This window comes from Cohnella soli (assembly GCF_042655525.1).
Lineage (GTDB): Bacteria > Bacillota > Bacilli > Paenibacillales > Paenibacillaceae > Cohnella > Cohnella soli.
On sequence record NZ_JBHSMI010000023.1, the window covers coordinates 250,047 to 268,595 of the forward strand.

11 protein-coding genes are annotated in these 18,549 nt (G+C 55.9%); 7 read left to right on the forward strand and 4 right to left on the reverse strand.

Annotation, left to right across the window (positions count from 1 at the left end; all coding sequences use genetic code 11):
* Window positions 1–115: 115 nt before the first annotated feature.
* Window positions 116–1,039: a transposase gene (locus ACFPOF_RS11760; RefSeq protein WP_378132729.1), complete on the forward strand. Its 924-nt coding sequence runs from the start codon at window positions 116–118 to the stop codon at window positions 1,037–1,039.
* A 463-nt stretch (window positions 1,040–1,502) separates the two neighbouring features.
* Here ACFPOF_RS11760 and ACFPOF_RS11765 read toward each other — a convergent pair whose 3' ends face one another.
* The 3 genes from ACFPOF_RS11765 to ACFPOF_RS11775 are packed head-to-tail and all read right to left on the reverse strand — an operon-like array spanning window position 1,503 to window position 5,846.
* Window positions 1,503–3,761 carry a hypothetical protein gene (locus ACFPOF_RS11765; RefSeq protein ID WP_378132731.1) on the reverse strand — a complete coding sequence of 753 codons (2,259 nt, stop codon included), beginning with the start codon at window positions 3,759–3,761 and terminating at the stop codon, window positions 1,503–1,505.
* Window positions 3,733–4,692: an aldose epimerase family protein gene (locus ACFPOF_RS11770; protein WP_378132733.1), complete on the reverse strand. Its 960-nt coding sequence runs from the start codon at window positions 4,690–4,692 to the stop codon at window positions 3,733–3,735. Before ACFPOF_RS11770 ends, ACFPOF_RS11765 begins: the two co-directional genes overlap by 29 nt.
* Window positions 4,689–5,846: a glycoside hydrolase family protein gene (locus ACFPOF_RS11775; RefSeq protein ID WP_378132735.1), complete on the reverse strand. Its 1,158-nt coding sequence runs from the start codon at window positions 5,844–5,846 to the stop codon at window positions 4,689–4,691. The genes ACFPOF_RS11770 and ACFPOF_RS11775 overlap by 4 nt, the downstream gene beginning before the upstream one ends.
* A gap of 134 nt (window positions 5,847–5,980) precedes the next feature.
* Between ACFPOF_RS11775 and ACFPOF_RS11780 the strand changes: the two genes are divergently transcribed.
* Window positions 5,981–6,898 carry a helix-turn-helix domain-containing protein gene (locus tag ACFPOF_RS11780; protein WP_378132737.1) on the forward strand — a complete coding sequence of 306 codons (918 nt, stop codon included), beginning with the start codon at window positions 5,981–5,983 and terminating at the stop codon, window positions 6,896–6,898.
* 71 nt (window positions 6,899–6,969) lie between these two features.
* Here the strand turns inward: ACFPOF_RS11780 and ACFPOF_RS11785 are convergent, their stop codons facing one another.
* A complete protein-coding gene (locus ACFPOF_RS11785; RefSeq protein WP_378132739.1) occupies window positions 6,970–9,294 on the reverse strand; it encodes a helix-turn-helix domain-containing protein in 2,325 nt (774 codons plus the stop codon).
* A 234-nt stretch (window positions 9,295–9,528) separates the two neighbouring features.
* On the opposite strand from ACFPOF_RS11785, the gene ACFPOF_RS11790 reads away from it, so the two are divergent.
* From ACFPOF_RS11790 to ACFPOF_RS11810, 5 genes are read left to right on the forward strand one after another with little or no spacing between them, the layout of a single operon-like run.
* A complete protein-coding gene (locus tag ACFPOF_RS11790; RefSeq protein ID WP_378132741.1) occupies window positions 9,529–10,449 on the forward strand; it encodes an ABC transporter permease in 921 nt (306 codons plus the stop codon).
* Window positions 10,450–10,468: 19 nt separating this feature from the next.
* A complete protein-coding gene (locus tag ACFPOF_RS11795) occupies window positions 10,469–11,347 on the forward strand; it encodes a carbohydrate ABC transporter permease (protein ID WP_378132743.1) in 879 nt (292 codons plus the stop codon).
* 52 nt (window positions 11,348–11,399) lie between these two features.
* The gene (locus ACFPOF_RS11800) at window positions 11,400–12,449 is read left to right on the forward strand and encodes a glycoside hydrolase family 130 protein (protein ID WP_378132745.1); all 1,050 of its coding nucleotides are present in this window, start codon (window positions 11,400–11,402) and stop codon (window positions 12,447–12,449) included.
* A gap of 1 nt (window position 12,450) precedes the next feature.
* Window positions 12,451–13,398: a DUF1861 family protein gene (locus ACFPOF_RS11805; RefSeq protein ID WP_378132747.1), complete on the forward strand. Its 948-nt coding sequence runs from the start codon at window positions 12,451–12,453 to the stop codon at window positions 13,396–13,398.
* A 60-nt stretch (window positions 13,399–13,458) separates the two neighbouring features.
* Window positions 13,459–18,348, forward strand: coding sequence for an S-layer homology domain-containing protein (locus tag ACFPOF_RS11810; protein WP_378132749.1), 4,890 nt, complete (start codon window positions 13,459–13,461; stop codon window positions 18,346–18,348).
* The last annotated feature ends 201 nt before the right edge of the window (window positions 18,349–18,549 follow it).

Below are 18,549 nucleotides of genomic sequence, written 5' to 3' on the forward strand. Positions count from 1 at the left end.
TCGCTCAGGGACTGATTATCACATGGATAAAATTTGCATTTCCACTTGAAACGAGAACAAATATTTGATAAAATTTTAAATGAGAACAAATGTTCTGATAGGGGGGGTTGCATGGATGGGGAATGTTTCTTTCGAGACTTTCTGTGACCAGTTTGCTACGGAGACCGACTGCATTTCCGCCTTATTTGCAGCCAAATGGCCGGACGGCTTTCGCTGCCCTCGTTGCGGACACTCGCAGGCTTATCTCATCCAAACGCGCCGTCTCCCTCTCTATGAATGCCGCTCTTGTAAAGCGCAGCCTTCCTTGACTTCGGGTACCGTTTTGGAGCGCACACGCACATCGCTCCGCTTATGGTTTCAGGCCATCTATCTTCATGCGCGCCCGAACGGAATCAATGCATTGCAGCTCTCTCGCATCATCGGCGTTTCCTATAAAACAGCTTGGCTCATCTGCCACAAACTGCGCCATGCCATGTCGCAAGCGGAGGCAGAGGTGTTGCTCAGCGGACTCGTCAGAGTGACCGATGCGGTACTTAACCCCCGGATTCCGTTGGCAAGCGGAGAGTGGCATAAGAAGGAGCAAGCGCTACTGGCCGGCGCTTCGGAAGAAGGGAGTGGAGAGTCGCCCCGCGTTATCCTCAAATGGTATGACAAGAACACGCTTCCGGACAGACGCAGCTCGCCGGATGTATCGCCATTTATCGCGCAATTTGTGGATCCTGCGGCAACGACGGTCGTTGCTCGTCGCTATGATAAAAGAGCGAACCGAACCCTCGGACATCCTTTGCGCGAAATATGCAGAGCGGCAGGGTGGTGGCTTGCTTGGAAGTTCGGGGGTATCGGCGCGAAGCATTTGCAGGTGTATCTTGATCATTACTGCTATATGCATAACCGCGAAGGGAAGGGTATCTTTCAAATGCTACTGCAGGATTGCGCGACCCGACCGACGATAACGTACCCGGAACTGACCGTAACCGCTACCTGTCGATCCTATCGCCTTCCTCGACCAGCGGTCTATGGTCGTGCCGTGGCCAGCTAAACGATGGTCGCGGAGGAGAAGCGTTTGTTGAATCCTCATATGGAGGGAAATCGGATCGTTCGCTGATATGCGCTCATATGGAGGGAAATCGGATCGTACGCTGATATGCGTTCATATGGAGGGAAACCGGATCGTACGCCGATACACGTTGTCGAAGAGGCAAATAGACTCTCCTGAGCGAAGGGGATTTCGAGGTAAAGGGATTTTGGAGTCTACTTTGCTCATCGGCCTTTCATACAATACACACCTGAGTGACGGGGATTGATGAGTTCCGTGCGTAGTTGTCGGCGGATGTCGTGCGCAAAACGCCGAGAGCGTGTTAAACGTGCACGGTCGCTCGCCGGTTACGCTTATCGTTGTCATGCTTCCGCCGCAACGAAGAGGGCATCCCTTAAGCCAACCTATCGGCTCAGGGACGCCCTCTATGTCGTTAACCTCGCTTCAAGTTCAGCCGTTCAGCCGCTTAACCGTTCACCGTCACGTATAAGTTCTCGTCCGGGCTCAGCGTAAGCCGGATGACGTTGCCTTCCGTCTCGAGCGTCGTCGTTACGCTGTCGGGCGCCCGTCCGCAGCTCGCGGTACGCACGGTTACTTGGTCCGCGATACGGAGCTCGAATGATTTGCTTTCCTGTTCCGGATTATAAACGATAAAGGCCAATCTCATGCCGGATACGGCGTCCGGGTCGACCCGTTTGTCGTCGTTGACGTTCAGCACCATCACGTCGCGGTCGGAGGACTTCCCGAACGCTTCCCACATCAGGTATGCCGCGAACACCTGCCCCGCGCCGTATATTTCCTGTCCGATCCACCCGGTTTTTTCGTCTTCCAGCAGCCCCAGATTCTCGAACGGAATATGCAGCAGGTTCGAACGGTGTTTGTTGTCGGGCAAGCATTCCGGGAACAGGTAGAAATTGTTCTTGCGCGCGTGGTTAAAGATTCGCAGCAATCCGACATGCGGCGCGTGAACGTCCAGCGTGACGGCGATCCGGGCGAGCACTTCGACGTTTTCGAAAAACGCGGGATAAATAATCGGCGTGCAAGCCTGGAACATCGCGAAAATATTGTAGTCCTTGTATTCGTCCTTCGTGTTGTCGTCGAACCAGTACATCATCCGCAAGTTTTGCGCGAGCAAGTAGTCGTAGACGTTCCGATAATGCTCGTCCCCGGTTTCTTGATAGATCAGCGAAGCGGCCTGCACGCCCATCGCCAGCAGGAACACCTCCTGGGACAAGCTGTTGATCGGCATCTGGTACAGGGGCCGCAAACCGCGCAACGCTTCGTCGAAGTACGCTCGGGAGCCGGTCTTCTTGTACAGGTTAAACATGAACAATGCGTACAAACCGCCTACCGGATAGTTGTCGCCGTTGCCGTGCTTGGCCATCGTCTCCGTGTTGAAGCTAAGCGGGAACAAATAGTCGACGTTCCGGCTGAACGGAATGAGGAAGTTATGAACCTCGTTCATGACGTAACGGTCGATGCGCTCATCCTTGTTTAGTTGGGCGACAAGCCAAAGCTGTTCCAGAATGTAAATATACTGCCACGTTCCCACGACCTCGCCGCCCGGTTTCACGGGCGCGTCTTCTTTGCGTTCGACGTACGCGCGGATGAATTTCAGTAGCCGCCGGAGCAGATCGCCGTAGCGTTCGTCCGTCTTGACCGCGTTCACGATGGACAGCGGGAAACCGATGAACGCGGCGGAATCGATGCACGGCGAATGTTTGAAGTCGATCGGCAGCTGCTTGGCGGCGAACGCTTCCTGCCAGGCGGGGGAATAGCCGTTTACATAGTTCAAAATAAAGTCGTCGTAATCTTCGTTGCTGCCCCAGCACTGTTCGTCGTCCATCAGCTCGTCGGCGCAGCGCTCCGCGAAATCCTGCCAATCCGTCGCCTTGGCCGGCCACACCGCACGGGCAGGCACAAGCTCGAGACAATGGCGCACAAGCTCCGCCATCGCGGTTTGCTCGGTCGGCGGCGCAACCCGGCTTCGCGCTTTCAAGTAATATTCGAACGTTTGCTTTCCCTTAGGGAATGTTTTTCCGGAAAAACCGTCTGCATACAGACCCAGCTCATAGGAAGGGGACGGCTTGTAGCTCCGGCGGAAGCCGCAGCGATAGTTCAAGAACCGGGCGACGTTGTCCCGGTTCATCCAGTTCATCGCGGTCATGTCGAAGAACATCATCGTTTCGAACTGGTGATAGGCGTCGAAATAATACATCGCGGGAAAATCGTTGCCGTACGCTTCGTCGTTCCATTTCGTCGGATTGTTGATATTTGTTTTGAACCAGACGTGGTCTCCGCGGTCGTACGGCGGCATCTGCCCCATCCGGATCGTGATTTCCGGTTCGACGCCGTCGATCATCCGCAGGCCGATATCTTCCGGCGCATGCACCTCTAGCCGAAAGCGTATCCAGCCGTTCCGCTTGTCCGCACGGATCGTGCCGTGCCATGAATAGACGCCCGCATTGCCGCCTGTCGACACATACGTGCGAGTCCCGGCGACGAGCAACTCCCCTTGTTCTCCTTCCGCGATTGTCTCGGGATACAGATCAAAGCTTAGACCGCGCACGAGAGGATTGCCTGCATCCGATATGCGTTGCCATTGCTCCTGTTTATTTCTGACGTAAACCGCATATCCGTATCCTTGAAGAAGCGGGTCGAATTCGAATACGAGCTTCTGCTCGCCAGTGGCAAGTTCATAGGTTGTTAAAAGCGCTTCGGACATCGTTCATCCCACGATCCTTTCGTTCGTTTGTTTCATCGATCACGCGAAATGCCAGATTGGCTCTGCGCTCTTCCCACGCCCCGAATCGGATCGCGGTTCCGGCATCCCGGCTGTCGGCAAGCGAGGCGGCCGGCGGCGAGGTGAACATCTCGAGACCGATATTGTAGTGACAGCCGTAATAAGGACCGCCCTTGTCGGCTCCGAAGTCCCTCCAGAACCAGAGGTACGGCCATGTTTCTAAATCCCATTGCACTTGCGCGCCCAGCCCGTCCGGACGGATAAGCCGATACAAGCCTTCGGACAGATCGTCCAGCACGTCGAACCCGCCCGGCGCTCCCCGCTCGGGCATGACGATCGTGCCGTTCGTCCTCGGCAGCTCCACGACGACGCCGGGCTGCAGATAAGGCGTCCCGAACGTAATGTGGTGGCCCCAGTCCGCATATACCGTTGCGGGAGATTCGTTCGCAATCGACTCGCTTACCCGGAAGCCCGGCTCCCCGGCCCGCATCGCGATCGTCTTCTTTATGCGAAACGGCATCGCGCGCAGCTTATACTCGAACCGTACCGCAATATCTACCTCGTCATCGCAGACGACGGCATAATCCCACTCCGCCAGCCAGGCTTCGCCGTAAGTGGCCAGCTTCGTGCCTTCGTACACATGCTCGCCGCTAAGCGAAGGGAAAATCTCCTGCCAGCCGCCTTCGTAGCGGCTCTGGAAGTCGGCGAACGCAGTCTCCGCCCGGCGCAGCCCGAGCTGCGTCAGCCAGGCGAAATCCATGTCCGCCGGCTTATATAGCAGCTCGATGACATCGGTTCCTTTGCCGGGCAGCACCGACAGCCGGAACAGCTCGTTTTCCATTACGATCATGGCGTAGCCCTTGTATTGCAGATCCGTTTTGATCCGGCAGCCGTAATTGCGGTCCGCTCTCAATCTCGCGCCTCCGCCGTCGCCAGGCAGGTGTAATACTCGCTTCCGCCGTAATAGAGCCACCACTTGCCGTCATGCTTCGTCAGGCCGGTGAAGAAGATCGTGTCGCGGAAACTGGAGATGATCCGATCCGGATCGTCCGCGCTGCGGCAGTCTTCCCAAGGATACTTCTCCTCCGCGTGTAGAATCGGTTTCGGCAGCCAGCCGAGCGCCTTCTCCGGATTGTCTTTGCGGAGCAGCACTTCGCCGACCGCGTAGAAGTGGCCAGTGTGGTGCCCGCCCGTGAACAGCACGACGGCGTCCGGATCCGCCGCCGAATATTCGGCGAGGGCGAAGCAGCCTTCGCCGCCAGGCCAATAGGCGTCCAGCTTCTTCGATTCCCAGTGCAGCAGATCGTCGGAATAGGCGACAATCCCGTCGTTCAAATACATGACGAACTTCCCGCCCGCCCGAACCGCTTCGTTATGCGGATTTTGCAGGACGCACGGATTGCGGTGAATGGTCGCCGCATTCGGGAAAGCGAGTCCGCGCTTCTCCCAATGCAGCAAATCTTTCGATACGGAGATGAACACGCCGTTTTTCTTCGGATCGGTGAAATTCTTCCAATCCCACTGGTTGCAAAATAAATAATAGGAGTCCTCATGCCGGACGACGCAGACGTCCTCGTAACTATACTTGGCGTCTTCGCCATGCCGGAATAAAGGGCTAATCTCCTTCAGCCTCGTAAAGCGGACGCCATCCTCGCTAACCGCGATACCGATATCGCAGATATAATCGATTTCGCCGAATTCCGTCGACTGAACGTTGGTCCCGCTCCAGTAATCGTCAGGAAGCGGAAACTCCCCCCGGTAGATGTAGTAAAACTTGCCGTCCTTGCGCACGACGGCCCCGTTGTGTACGCCGCCCGAGAACCTGCCGCAGTCCCAGCCCTCTTCGTCCGGTGCGAAGATCGGGTTGCCTTCGTACTTCTCGAACGGCCCTACCGCCCAACCGGGCAGCTCCCCGTCTGCCGAATCGTCCGTCTCCTCGGGAAAACCGCCCCAGTACTTCTCTTTGTTAAACGGCGTTTCTTCGTACATCTTCTTGTAGTGGTCCTTGCCGGCGAACTGCCACTCGAAAAAGCCGTTTCCGAAAAAAGATTTGCCCTGCTCGCTCATAGCCGCTTCCTCCCCGCACGTATCTGCAGTTTACTAGTCCCGCTAGTTCTATCATAATAGCGGTACACGGATCAAAAATACCGAGAGCATGCTTAAAAATAAAACATATTTGTCATGAGAGGAGCGGTGACGGCATGACTAACGTCATCTTCGAAGAGCTTGCCCGCGACGAGGGCTTCCACTGCCACGAGACGGATTACTCGGGCGGGGCATGGGAAGTCGCCCCCCACTGGCATTACTATATTGAGATGGTGTATATCAAATCCGGGAAGGCCCAGGCGTACGTGAACGACGAAATGTATTTGCTGAACGAAGGGGATTTCGTCTTCATCGATTCCTTGATGATTCATTCCTTCTTCGGCGAAAGCGACTGGAATACGCGCATCGTAGTCGTCAAGTTTAATAAACAACTCATCCTGCCGTCGTCGCAGTTTTCCGAGCCGCTTTTTTTGCAGCTAATGGCGGCGGATCACCGCCTGTTCCGGTTCGGCCTTCATTTTCAGCGGCAGGAGACGAACGGGTCGGACATCGCGGGCTTGTTCCCGAGGCTTGCGGCGGAAATCGCTCAAACGAGGTTCGGTTACGAGTTGGCTATTCGCACGATGATCGGGCAGCTGTTTCTATGGGTCATCCGGGAGCGCGAGGAGCAGTACGAGAAGCTGAGCGGTCTATTCCGGGATACCGAGCCATTCTACAAGCCGATTCAGCGGATGATGGAACATATAGCAGCGCATTATCAGGAGCCTCTCGACGCCAGGAAAGCCGCGAAGATGTGCAACATGAGCTATAGCTACTTCTCCAGGAAGTTCAAGCTCGTCGCCGGCCGAACATTTTCCGAGCACTTGAACCTGATTCGGATCATGGAGGCGGAAAAGCTGCTGATCGGTTCCGATTTGTCCGTGACCGATATCGCGATGCAAGCGGGCTACGCGAATACGAGCTACTTCATCAAGCAGTTCCAGCGGGTCCGCTCGATCTCGCCGATGCAGTACCGCAAAAAATTGCTGCGCGGCAGTGCGGCGGACGCGCCGGCGAATCGGCCTGCCCGGTAACGCGCCTTCAACAGGCGATTAGATCATAAAGAAAGCCCTTGTCCGCACGTCCGGACAAGGGCTTTCCTTCGTCATTTCTGATGGTTTTTTCGATATTGGATCGGCGTCACGCCGAATTTTTTCTTGAATGCGATGTAAAACGAATTGATCGCCGGAAATCCCATTTGCGTGGATATCTCTTCGACAGTCCGGTCAGTCTCGACAAGCAGGCGAACGACTTGCTCCAGCCGCTTCTCCGCAATGTAATCCGCGAGCGGTTGACCGACTTCATCCTTAAACAAGGTGCGAATGTAATTAAGCGACATTTTCATCCGGTCGGCGATCCACTTGGAAGACAAATTCGGATCCGTCAGCTGCGCGCCGATTAGATCCATCATCTCCTGTACCGTCTGCTCGGTGCGGTTCGTCCGGTTGGCTGCCGACCTCTGACGCTCCAGGAAGCCGCGGATTTGCGTCTCGATCCATGCCGTGACCGCCTCCGCCGTCTCCAGGCGATCCATCGTTCCTTGAATCGACCGAAGGTTCCACGGCTGTTCGTCTCCTTCCGCAGAACGGATTTGCTGCATCGTCTTTCCGATGTTCAGAATCAGGTGAGTGAGAGACAGCCGACCTTCGGACACCGTCGTGCCAGTCGCTTCTTCGACGAAGGCGCGCAGATGGCGGATTGCCTCATCTTCGTGGCCGAGTTTGACGGCATTGAGGATTTTGCGTTCCTTTTCCTCAGGATACTTGTAGGCCGCCGTTGTCTCCATCGATGCCGCGGGCGCGAAAGAGATTTGCCCGTGGCCGAGAAAGAACCGTTCTTCGGACTGCAGCAGCGTCGCCTTGTACGAATCGTGCAGGTCGATATAGGATTCGATCACCGGGCTGACGGTCAGGCTGATCCGGACGCCAAGGTAATCTTTGATTTGCGATTGACAGACGCGCAGGTCGTCCGCCAATTCCGCATCTCCGAACGCTTCCTCCGCCCCTATGATGACAGCGAACCGGTCATGGCCCAAGTCGACTGTATCCAAGGCGTACCCGGCCAGCGTCTCTTCGACGATGTTGGTCATCGCGTAACGAAGCAACCGGATGTCGGCCTCGGAATATTTTTGCGCCAGACTGTCATACCGGTCGATCCGGCCTATTGCCAGCTGCAGCGACTGCAGCGGAATGCGAAGTCCCAGGTCGGCGAACCGCTTGGCCATCATCTGCACGGGTTCGTTCGATTTGGCCGCGAGCAGGCCGCGCAGCAGCTCGTTCCGCGTATCGTTTTTGTAGTTGCGCCACGTATCGGACAGCCGATCGATGCGTGTCTGCTGCTTTCGGTAAAATTCGGACAGCACGGACAACTCGCTCTCGGCTTCCGCGCGGTCGTAAGTCGTTTCGTCCACCGGCACGTCCTCGAGCAGCCGCCGGATCGGGAAATAGATTTTTTTGGCGAGCAGCCAGACGACGAACAACGTTGCCAACACGACGGGAATATAGAACAGCAAAGTCCAATTCCGCAATGCTTGCACATTCCCGAGCAATTGGTCTTCCGGAATGAGCGACGCGATCCGCCAACGCTCGTGGCCCGCGAACGAGAGGTCCGCGTAGACGAGCAGGGACTTGCCGCCCGCCGCGGCCGTCTCCACCCACCCGCTGGACGGCTTATGGCCGATAATATCGGCATAGAACGGCGATTTTTGCAAAAACAAACCCGGATCCTGCGACGCCATGATCGTTCCCGTCTCATCGAGAAGCATATAGCTGCTGGCCGATTCCGAGAAGTTTTTCCCGAACAGATCGATCAAGCTTTGCTCTTCGAAGTTAATGACCAGCGACGATGAAGATTGGTTCGGCTCGTACGGAAACACGAACGAAAGCAAATGAACGCTGATCGGACGGATGTCGTTGAGCTTACCCTCCATCGTCCGCGGAATGAGCGAATGAATATTTCGGAGGCTCTGCGGCTGCAGGAGCTTCAGCATCTCTTTGTCGTAAAATTCGTCCGTCGCGTAGACGCCGCTGCGCGTGTCGACAACCGTATTCGTATACCCGTTGACCAAATAGATCGACTCGATCAGCGGGTTGTTCGTCTGGATTTTGCGCAGCGTTTGCCATGCTTTGAAATCCTCGTAATGATCCTCTTGATTGCTTAAGGCATAAGACACGAGGGAAGAATCCCTGCTCCACCGCTGCGCGTAAGAGAGCGACCAGTTCATCATATAGGATGTGTTGTAGGCCGCCTTCTGCATGGAATCCTCCATATGGCTGCCGATGCCGTCGACGATCGTGCGCGACGACAATTTGTACAGGAACAAGGTGCTTAATGACAGAACGGTTACGCTGGCGACTATAAAATAGGTCAATATACGTAAAAAGGTTTTCCTGCGCTTCAGCTTGGATCTGAACCGGACGAGCAGCTTCAAGGCCATTCCCCTCGCTTCGCCTGTAGAAGGCATTTTCTATGTCTGGTCGTGCGTGTGAACCCCATTATAGAATCGAAAGCCGTTTGAGAACAGCGCAAGCGCGTTTTTCGAACGGATCGTTGCTTTTTGAAGTCGCCGATCATCGCTTTTTGACGGCTCTGGCCTTTTTCTTCATAGCATTCGAATTTCGATATTCGTTACAATGCGGTCAGGAACATCGAAGGAGGCATTAACGTGAGAAAGCGAACCTTGCTGCGCGACATCGGGCGCAACCCTTTCCTTTACTTGCTGGCGTTGCCCGGCATCGTATTCGTATTCGTGTTCAGCTACGTCCCCATGTACGGACTGCTGATCGCGTTCAAAGACTTTAATATCCGCAAAGGCATTTTGGGAAGCAAATGGGTCGGCTTCAGCAACTTCAAGTTTTTCATTACGACCGACAAGCTGGCGCTTGTCCTTCGCAACACCGTCTATCTGAACGCTTTATTTATTCTGGCTACGACGTTCTTTGCGGTGCTTCTCGCCTTGCTGCTGAACGAGGTGCAGCGCAAATGGATCAAGCGCAGCGCCCAATCGATCATTTTCCTTCCCTACTTTATGTCCTGGATCGTCATCGGTATGTTGGTCCAATCGTTCCTTGGCGGCATGCATCCGACCGTCGATGGCTGGCTGAACGCGCTCGGCATCGAACCGCTGAACTGGTACTTCGAGGCGCACCTCTGGCCATGGATTTTAACATGCATTAAAGTGTGGCAGGGCGCAGGGTATATGTCCATTATCTTCTTGGCGGCGATCACGAGCTTTCCCGACGAAATCTACGAAGCGGCCCGCATTGACGGCGCCTCCAAGTTTCAGATGATGACGCGGATTACGGTGCCGCTGCTTATCCCGACCATCTCGATCTTGACGATTCTGGCCGTCGGCAAAATATTCAACGGCGACTTCGCCATGATCTACGCGATCGTCGGCGACAATTCCATGCTGTTCCCGACAACGGACGTTATCGATACGTATGTCTTCCGCTCGATGCGCGTGCTGAACGATTTTGGCATGGCGGCTGCAGTAGGCTTGTTCCAATCGGTCATGGGCTTCATTTTCGTCGTTGCCGTTAATACGCTCGTCAAGCGATTCTCGCGGGATTCCGCTCTCTTCTAAAAGGAGGATTGGCTTTACTATGATAACGACTCGCTCCGACAGGCTGACGACAGCGTTCGCTTACGGCTTCGTGCTCGCGTTTGCCGCTTTCTGCCTGTTCCCTTTCCTGCTGATGGTATCCGGCTCGCTCACCTCGGAGGATTGGCTGATCTCGAACGGATACAGTCTCCTGCCGGTAGGGCTGAACTTCGACGCGTACGCCATCCTGCTGAAATCCGGCATGCTCGTCCGCAGCTACGGGGTAACGCTGTTTATTACGCTGGCCGGCACGCTGCTTGGCTTGACCGTCAGTTCTAGCCTCGCCTATTCGATCGCGAATCGTCGCAATCGGCTGCGCAACGCCATTTCGTTCTATGTTTATTTTACGATGCTTTTTAACGGCGGCATGGTTCCGTTCTATATTCTCATTTCCAAGTGGCTCCATCTGTCGAACACATTGTCCGCCCTGATTCTGCCGCTGGCCGTGCAGCCGTTTCTCGTGTTTTTGCTCGTCAGCTTCTTCCGTACCGTGCCGGAGGAGCTCGAAGAGGCAGGCCGCATCGACGGCGCGAGCGAGTTCCGCATATTCGCGCAGCTAGTACTGCCCATCTCCAAGCCGATACTGGCGACGGTCGGATTGTTTTACGCCTTGATTTATTGGAACGATTGGTTTATGGGCGTATTGTTCATGAGCGACGAGAACAAGTTCCCGCTTCAAATGATTTTGCGCCGGATGGTGTCGAACCTCGAAGCGGCCAAAACGCTCATTCCGTCGGGAGCCGGCATCGCTTTGAAAGCGCCGACGTATCAGATCCGAATGGCGACGACGCTCGTCACGATCGGTCCGATCATCCTGCTGTATCCGATTCTGCAACGGTATTTCGTCAAAGGACTGACGATCGGATCGGTGAAAGGCTAAAGAAATTATCAAGAGCCGACCAAAGCTAGAAAAGCAGATAAGGAGATGCAGGATGACCATTCGAAGATCCGATATGAATCCGATCATGGCGCCGAATCAAGTTGTCGCTTCCAATCCGGATTGGGAAGTGATAGGCGTGTTTAACGCCGGCGTCGCCAAGTACAAGGATGAAGTGATTTTGCTGCTGCGCGTCGCGGAAAGACCGCTGAATGACGATCCGACCGTCTATTTGACGCCGCTATACGACGCCGCGTCCGACCGGATGACCGTACGCTCGATTCCTAGAACCGACGACATCGATTTCTCGGACGTCAGGGTCATTAAGACGCCTGCCCAAAATTACTTAACGTCGATCTCTCACTTCAGGGTTGCCCGCAGCAAAGACGGCATTCGTTTTGAAATCGATGACAAGCCGACGATTCTCCCGGGCTCGATGTACGAAAGCTACGGCATCGAAGACCCGCGAATGACGCAAATCGGAGATATTTATTACATTACCTACTCGGCCATCTCGGAATACGGGATTTGCACGGCCATGATGACGACCGGGGATTTCGTCTCTTTTGAGCGGCAAGGCAACGTATTTCACCCGGATAATAAAGACGTCGTCATCTTTCCCGAACCGATAGGCGGCAAGTATTATTCGCTTCATCGTCCTTCATGCTCGCATTACGGTCAGCCGGTCATGTGGATCGCCGAGTCGAGCGACTTGCTTCAATGGGGCAATCATCGCTTTATCGCCGGCGTGCGCGACGGTCTCTGGGATGAAGGAAGGATCGGGGCGAGCGCGGTTCCTTTCTTAATCGAGGAAGGCTGGCTTGAAATTTATCATGGCGCGGACAAGAACAACCGTTATTGCGTCGGAGCGATGCTGCTCAAGAAGGACGAACCTTGGAAGGTGATCGCAAGAAGCGAACTGCCGTTTATGCAGCCGGAGCAGCGATTCGAAGTCGACGGCTTTTTCGGCAATGTCGTTTTCCCATGCGGCGCGCTTGTCGAGGGCAATATCGTGAAGCTCTATTACGGAGCCAGCGATACCTATGTCGGCTATGCAGAGGTTCCTCTCGACCTCATTAAAGCGAGTTTGAAGAAGGAGGATTGACATGCCGGGACTGCAAGCCGGGTATCGGACCTGCGCGGAATTATTGGAGGAATATGCGGGGAGAACGAAAGCGTCCGACGGAAGACGCATTCGCTTTACGGGCGTAGGGGACAAGGACGTTTACAATATTACGGCTCCTTTTACCGATCGGGGAGAGTCTATCATCGCGGGGCGGGTAGAGGGGCGGGATTCGGAAGTTTCTCAGGTCGTCTTTTTCCGGCAGGAGGGCGAGGCTTGGGCGCCTCACCCTGATTATCCTGTCTATGATCTGCAGGATCCGTTCTTTACCCGCATCGGCGGAGAGCTCGTCTTCGGAGGCGTAAGGGTCATCAGCGATCCGCTCCATCCGGATAACATCGTGGCGTGGGCGACCGAATTTTATCGCGGCAAAGATATTGCCAGCCTGCGGCCGTTTTTTATGGGCCCTTATCATATGAAAGATTTACGGCTCGTCGAATTGGCGACCGGCGAGATCGGGGTGTTGACGAGACCGCAGGGCTACTATGGCGGAAGGGGGAAAATCGGTTTTTACAAAGTCGGCTCATTGGAACAATTGAAGGTCAAAGATGTTGCTCTTGCGCCTTTGTTCGAGGAGCAGTTCGCCGGAGAGGAATGGGGAGGGGCTAACGAGCCGCAGCTGCTGTCGAATGGATTTATCGGCGTGCTGGGCCATATCGCTTCCTTCGACGAGAACGGGATTCGCCATTATTATGCCGTTGTCTTCGCGGTGAATCCGGATACGTTGGAAAGAACGCCGATGAAGATCATTGCGCGCAGGAGCGATTTTCCCGCCGGCGAGGCGAAGAGGCAGGATCTGAGCGACGTCATCTTCAGCGGAGGACTTGTGCGCAAAGCAGGGGGCATGGCGGAGCTATACGTCGGAGCAAGCGATGCGGAAGCGTTTGCGATCGAGATCGAAGACCCGTTCTTGGAATTTGAAGCGTTGTAAACGGGGCAAATCGGCAAATCGAAGGAAAATCGGATCAGAAGCCGGATTGGGGGATTTCTCGTGAAAAAGCTATTGTCATTGTTGTTATCCTTAACGCTCGTCATCCCTGCTTGGACATTTTCTGCAAGCGCTTCCGATGGGGATACGATTCAGGTTGATTACGCATGGGAGAATGCAGATTTCAGCGAAGGGTTAACCGGTTGGGACAATAATAACTCGAACGGCGCGACCGATAAAATCAGGGCCGAGCAGGTTCTCGTTCTGGAGCCCGGAGCGGCCGTCTGGCAGCCGATCGACATCGGCAATGGCGGGCCGAGCGTTGGCGACACTGTCTACGCGAAGGTTCGCGCGACGTTAAGCAGCGACGTCACGCGGGACGACAACGTGCTCGTCCGGTTGGTTGCCGGAAGCGAGCTGGCCGAGGTTAACAGCTTGGCCGGCGTACAGCGGGAGGTTCCGGTAGAAGTCACTTCGTCGGTGAAGCAATCGGGAGGCAAGATTCCGGCAGGCCAGCAGAAGCTGTGGATCGAGATGCACAACGATACGCAGGGAACGATCGAGGTTTCGCGCGTCGAAGCATGGGGCATCGATGCCGATAACAACGTGAAGTCTTATACGGTGTCCAACGGAGATTTCTCTCAGCCCCTGAACGGCAATTGGGAGCATAACGACAAAGTCGGCTTAAGCAGCTACGCCATTCTCGAACCGGGGGCGGCGGCTTGGCGGAGCCTTCCGGTCGGGAACGTGCCGGCCTCTCCGCAAGCCGGGGACAAGGTCGGCGTCAAAGCGAGCTTGTTCGTTCCGTCGGCGGTGAACCGGACGGACAGCGTATTCGTCCGCGTGAACGACGGGCATAACACGCTGCGGGACGTAGACAACATTGCCGATACTCCTCGCGGGAAATGGTTCTCCGCCGAAGGGCGGATCATTAGCGCGGGCGGCACGATCGGCGCGGATTCGACGGAGCTCTGGATCGAGCTGCACAACGATACGAATGTCCCCGTCCGCCTGAAGGGACTCGCTCTGACTGCGGAGAGATCGGCCGCGTCGATCTATGATTTGAATCGAGACGGCGTAGTGGACGAGGCGGACGCGGCCTGGTTGAGCGAGCGAATCGCCGGCGGGACGTTCGACCCTCGCGGGGACTTCGACGGGGACGGTCAATTGACCGCGAAGGATCTCGTTTATTTCAAGAAATACGGCCTCCGCCAAACGAATGTGTTCTATTTGAATTTGAATCATTTTAATTTCATGAACGAGAACGTGACGATCGACGGCGAGCCGATGATGATCACCCACCTCTATTCCGAGCCGATCGACCGAAGCGATCCGTCCAAAGGCTACGCTTGGGTGGGTGACCCTCAGGAAGGCATAGCGGCGGTAGATGACGTTTCGCGGGCGGTTATCGCGTACGCGGAGCATTACCGCTTGTACGGAGACGCGAATAGCTACGACAAAATCAAGCGTGGACTGGCGTTTCTCATGTGGATGCAGCACGCGGACGGAGATTTCGATAACTTCGTCGCCGAGGAACCTGACGGTACGATTCATCCGAAGGACAGCGCCTCTTCGCAGAAGAGTTTTAGCTGGTGGGCGGTGCGCTCCTACGAAGCTTTCGCTATGGCGCTGCCGCTGCTAAAGGCGGATGACGACGCGCTGGCCGGACGGGTGAAGGACCGTCTCGCCCTCTGCCTCAAGCGTCTGAAGGAGAAAACGGACCCGAATTATGGCCAATACGTTGAAGTGAATGGCATCAAGACGGCCAAGTGGTTGCTGTACGGCGATACCTGGCTAACCTCTTTGGCGATCGATGCGTTGGCCGTGCATTACAAGATCGCGGGCAGCGACTCGGCGAAAGCCGACATCCGGGAATCTGTTCGCAGGCTGGGCGAGGCCGTGTCGATGGCCAAGTTCGGCGACTACCGGGATTTCCCTTACGGGGGCTATATGCATCTCTACGCCGGCGCTCCGGGCATTTACAATTGGGACGAGTGGAGCAGCATCCAGGTGAGGGCGATGGCTTATGCGGGGCGGATCGCCGGCCAACCGGCCTGGATCGAAGCGGCCGAGCACGCGGCGGACAGTTTCCTGTCCGACTTGCTGATCTCGGGCAGAGCAGAGACGATGCACCCGAACAAGAAGCCGTATCCGCAGATCAATTACGGAACGGCAAGCTACGTTGACAATTTGCTCGCGTTATATGAAGTCACGGGCAAGGCGAAATATGCCGAGCTTGCCGGGATTGCGGCGTCCTGGTGGACGGGAAACAACGCGATCGGCTTGCCGATGTTCAACGAATCGCAGGGCTACGCGTACGACGGCTTGTTCGAAACTGAGGCCAACATCAACAGCGGCGCCGAATCGGTAGACGAAGCCATTCGCGTTCTGTCTCGAGTGCTCGACAACCCGATTGCCAGTAAGAACTTGTATGCCCGGACGGCCGCGGCCAAACCGGCGATGACGGTGGAGGCCGAAGCGCTCTACCAAAGGGCCGCGCCTCCGGACGAGAGAATGTCGTTCCCTAACGGGGACCTGAACAATCCGAATGCCGCTCTCGTTAAACAGGGCGCGGACTCGGGCACGGACGAAGCGAAGATCTACGAGGACGCCCAAGCGCTGACGGGAGAGCGGGAAGTATATTCCGGCTGGACGGGATCGAAAGCGTTGTTTGTTGCAGCGACCGGCTATAACAACATTCGCCTCTTCAACGGAAGCTGGATCAAGACCGAACTGCCGGTGGGCGGAGATAATGGCAATTTCAAAGCCGGAGACTCGGTGAAACTGGAATTCGCGGCGAGGGTGGAGTTCGACACGTCGTTGAAAGCCGAAGTATACGCCGTTTTGGACAATGGAAGCCGGGTACGGGTGGCGGACGCGAACGGTATGAAGTATCACCCACGTACCTGGTACGCCGGCGCGAGCTCGGTGAAGTCGACCCCTGTTGCAAAAATTCCGGAAGGGACGACGAAGTTGGAAATCCGGTTCGATGTCGTCTCCTCGAAAAACCCGCCGCAGGAAGGCTATGCCATGGTTACGGAAGGGAAACTCTACAAGATGAGCGTCCCGGAGATCCGGTACTCGAACACCGACCTGTCCGGATCGAGCTACGTGCAGATGCCTCCAGGACAGAAAAAGGATTTCGACATCCAAGTGCGCGAAGCGGGTACGTACGATGTCATGCTCAGTTATATCGCGAATCCGCAGGCGAAGGTCAACATCGGATTCGGCTCGCTGGCATCGAAGACGGTCTCGCTGAAGGGTTCCACTAGCGACGCCGTGCAAATCGCCCGCGTGGATACGGTGGAGTTGCCGGCAGGAACCGTATCGCTGCATTTGGAAAACCCGGATGCCGCCGTGCCTGCGGATATTGATGCTCTTATTCTGTATCCGTTGAGTTCGTACGCGACGTACACGTTGCCTGGAGGGGAGGCAGTAAAGGTACTTCGGGACAGCTTGACCGGAACGCTCGCGGTCGGAACGGCCGGGCAAGTGGACGATAGGCATACGATCCGGCTGGAGCCGCATTCGGCGGCCGCTGCGGCGGGTTCCGCCTTGAACGTGTCCGGCGATGTCCGGAAAGCGGATGGAACTCCCGCCGTTAACGAGAACGTAACGGTATCCGCATTTGGAGGGAATGTTGTCGCGAAGACGAATGCCGAAGGGCGGTTCGCGGCCTCGCTCGACATCCCGTCACAGACGGAAGCCGGGGCGTACAGGCTGAAAGTCTCGACGGCGCTTGGAGAAGCGAGTACCGGAATCGCGGTCGTTCGACCATCAGACGGCGGCTCCGGAGAAGGGACACAAGCGACGGGGAATCCGGACCTGGAAGGCGTTCTCGAGGTGACGAAAGCTCATCTTCATTCCCGGGAGAAAGGCGGTCTCCTGATCGCGATTCCCGAAAGCGCGAATGTTATCCGGATTCCGCAAGCCATTTTTGAGGATATTCAGTCAGACCCGGTCGAGCTGTCAGGAGCGGAATTCGGCCTAACGATCCCTCCCGAAGTTCTGGCCGATCTCGCCAAGAAGGCTACGGCCGCCGGAATGAAGAATTGGTCGGTATCCTTCGAAATCGTGAAAATCGAGGAGCCGGCCGCGAACGATCTGCTGGCTAAGCTGGATCCGTCCGTTCAAGTGAAACTGACGCTCGGAAACTCCTTGTACGAGTTCAAGCTCTCGATCGCACAGCCGAACGGGAAGTCGCTGGAAGCCGGATTGTTCGCCAAGCCCATAACCTTAAGCCTCAAGCTCGGCGGCAACGTGAACCCGGCTTGGTCCGGCATATACTATTTCGGAGATCAAGGCTTGGAATACGTGAAAGGCAAATCAAGCTCCGGCTTTATGACGGCGAGCGTAAGTCACTTCAGCAAATACGGCGTGCTGGAATACGTGAAAACGTTCCTCGACGTTCCTTCCTCTCATTGGGCGTATGATCAGGTTACCGCGCTCGCGGCCCGACATATCGTGAACGGGAAATCGGAACGGCTCTTCGGCAAGGACGCGCCGGTTACGCGGGCGGAGATGGCTTCCCTGCTGGTCAGGGCGTTCGGGATCGAGGGCGCCGGAGCGATGGAGAAAACTTTCTCCGACGTGAACGCGGGGAGCTGGTATGCGACAGATGTCGCCGCCGCGGCGGCAGCTGGCATCGTAACGGGCAGAACGCTGGAGCGTTTTGATCCGGGATCGGCCATTACCCGCGCTGAAGCTGCAGCCATGCTTATGCGTGCCGCGGACCGGCAAGCGGTTAAGCTGCCGTCTGGAGCGGCGGCACTAAATCAATTCGCGGACGAAGCAAAAATTCCGGCGTTATTCACCGACGCGCTGGAAAGAAGCGTCGGAGCGGGATTGTTGAAGGGAGACGCGAGTCAGCGCCTTCGTCCGAACGACGCCCTGACCCGCGCCGAAGCGGCGGTCGTCCTGGCGAGACTGCTGAAGATGTCTGAGACGGAATAGCGGGATTGAATGCAACGGTCTGTGAATCTGTAAACTCCGTCATGGAGTCACAGATCGCAGGCCGTTGCTTTTTTGGGAATACTGCATCGCCGTAAGGAGTATTGGCGTTGTCTTGGTATTCGTCGATAGCTATAGATTGGTTGCGTCGAGCAAAATAAAAAATACATCGCCCGGGCATACGACCCTATGGCGATGTATTCA